Annotated in this window: 2 protein-coding genes; both read left to right on the top strand. The window is 63.8% G+C overall.

Going from position 1 to position 2,754, the window contains the following annotated elements; all coding sequences use genetic code 11:
- Positions 1–99 precede the first annotated feature (99 nt).
- A complete protein-coding gene (dapA, locus tag ACIQ2E_RS13940; RefSeq protein ID WP_398331799.1) occupies positions 100–1,017 on the top strand; it encodes a 4-hydroxy-tetrahydrodipicolinate synthase in 918 nt (305 codons plus the stop codon).
- Between the two features lie 86 nt (positions 1,018–1,103).
- Positions 1,104–2,754 (top strand): ribonuclease J (locus ACIQ2E_RS13945; RefSeq protein WP_398331802.1); only part of this gene is annotated, 1,651 nt, incomplete at its 3' end.

A 2,754-nucleotide genomic window follows, 5' to 3' on the forward strand; every position in this document is an offset into this window, starting at 1 on the left:
TGCGGCGCTCAATGCGATCCAGATCGCCGAGCTGCTGCTGGATCCAGCCGCCGCCGCCGCTGCCGGAGCAGCCACTGCAGGTGCTGTCGCTTGAGCACGATGGCCGCGCCACTGCAGCCCGGCGCTGCTTCCCCTGCTCCCTTTGGTCGGGTGATCACCGCGATGGTGACTCCCTTTGCCGCTGACGGCTCCGTGGATCTGGAGCTGGCGGCGCGCCTGGCCAGCCATCTGGTGGATCACGGTTCCGATGGCCTGGTGCTTTGTGGCACCACCGGTGAGTCGCCCACCCTCAGCTGGGATGAGCAGCACCAGCTGTTCTCGGCCGTGAAGGCGGCCGTGGGTGGGCGCGCCAGCCTGCTGGCGGGCACTGGCAGCAACTGCACCGCTGAAGCCGTGGAAGCGATCGCTGAGGCTGCGGCCCTCGGCGCCGATGGTGCGCTGGTGGTGGTTCCTTACTACAACAAGCCGCCCCAGGAGGGCCTCGAAGCGCATTTCCGCGCTGTGGCCGCCGCGGCTCCCGCCCTGCCGCTGATGCTCTACAACATCCCGGGCCGCACCGGCTGCAGCATCAGCCCCGAGACCACCGCTCGGCTGATGGATCTGCCCAACCTGGTGAGCTTCAAGGCCGCCAGCGGCACCACCGAAGAGGTGAGTGCCCTGCGGGCCCTCTGCGGCGAACGGCTGGCGATTTACAGCGGCGATGATGCCCTGCTGCTGCCGATGCTGGCGGTGGGTGCCGTGGGCGTGGTGAGCGTGGCCAGCCATGTGGCCGGCGATCAGATCCAACGCCTGGTGCAGGCCTTCCTGGCCGGCGATCACGCCACCGCCCTGGCGCTGCATGAGCAGTTGCTGCCGCTGTGCAAGGCGATGTTCTGCACCACCAACCCCATCCCCGTGAAAGCCGCGCTTGAGCTCAGCGGCTGGCCCGTGGGTGCCCCAAGGCTTCCTCTCGTATCCGCTTCTAACGACGTGCGCGATCAACTCACTTCCGTTCTGGCAGCCCTGCGTCCCACCTGACGCCAAGGCCCACCGGAGCACGCCACGGCGTTTGCTCCATCGATGTTTCTGTTCTGCATCCGGCTGCGCCGGACCCCCATTCCTGAATGACGAACCAAGCCAAACAACCCTGTCTGCGGGTCATCCCCCTCGGTGGCCTTCACGAGATCGGCAAGAACACCTGCGTTTTTGAATACGGCGACGACATCATGCTCGTGGATGCCGGTCTGGCATTTCCCAGCGATGGCATGCATGGCGTCAATGTGGTGATGCCGGATACCAGCTATCTGAAAGAAAACCAGAAGCGCATCCGCGGCATGATCGTGACCCACGGTCATGAAGATCACATCGGTGGCATTGCTCACCACCTCAAGAACTTCAATATCCCAGTGATTCATGGCCCGCGCCTGGCGCTGGCGATGCTCACCGGAAAGATGGAAGAAGCCGGTGTGATGGATCGCACCATCCTTCAAACCGTCGCCCCGCGCGATGTGGTGAAGGTGGGTCAGCACTTCTCGGTGGAGTTCATCCGTAACACCCACTCGATGGCCGACAGCTTCTCGCTGGCCATCACCACTCCGGTGGGCACCGTGATCTTCACCGGTGACTTCAAGTTCGATCACACCCCCGTCGATGGCGAAACCTTCGACATGGCCCGCCTGGCCCACTACGGCGAGCAGGGTGTGCTGTGCCTGTTCAGCGACTCCACCAACTCCGAGGTGCCGGGCTTCTGCCCGCCGGAGCGCTCCGTGTTCCCCTGCCTGGATCGCCACATCTCCCAGGCGGAAGGCCGGGTGATCATCACCACCTTTGCCAGTTCGATTCATCGCGTGGCGATGATTCTCGAGCTGGCCCTCAAGAACGGCCGCAAGGTTGGCCTGCTCGGCCGCTCCATGCTCAACGTGATCGCCAAGGCGCGCGAGCTGGGCTATATGCGTGCCCCGGATGATCTGTTTGTGCCGATCAAGCAGATCCGAGATCTGCCCGATCGCGAAACGCTGCTGCTGATGACCGGCAGCCAGGGTGAGCCGCTGGCGGCACTGAGCCGCATCTCCCGCGGCGAGCACCCGCAGGTGCAGGTAAAGACCACCGACACGATCATTTTCTCCGCCAGCCCAATCCCGGGTAACACCATTTCTGTGGTGAACACCATCGACCGACTGATGATGCTGGGCGCCAAGGTTGTCTACGGCAAGGGCGAAGGCATTCACGTGTCTGGCCATGGCTTCCAGGAAGACCAGAAATTGATGCTGGCGCTCACCAAGCCGAAGTATTTCGTGCCCGTGCACGGTGAGCACCGCATGCTCGTGTGCCACAGCAAAACGGCTCAATCCATGGGGATTCCCGCCGAGAACATCCTGATCATCGACAACGGTGATGTGGTTGAACTCACCTCCGATTCGATTAACAAAGGTGAGCCGGTGAAGGCCGGTATCGAGCTGCTCGATGCCTCCCGCAACGGCATCGTGGATGCCCGCGTGCTCAAGGAACGTCAGCAGCTCGCCGACGATGGCGTGATCACGATGCTGGCGGTGATCAGCACCGATGGCGTGATGGCCGCTCCGCCCCGCGTGAATTTGCGCGGTGTGGTGACGGCCGCTGATCCACGCAAGCTCAGCCTCTGGGCCGAACGCGAGATCACCTGGGTGCTCGAGAACCGCTGGCAGCAGCTCTCGCGCAACAGCGGTGGCAAGGCCCCCGATGTGGATTGGATGGGCGTGCAGCGCGAGATCGAGATCGGTCTGCAGCGCCGCCTGC

This window comes from Vulcanococcus sp., from assembly GCF_044369115.1.
GTDB lineage: Bacteria > Cyanobacteriota > Cyanobacteriia > PCC-6307 > Cyanobiaceae > Vulcanococcus.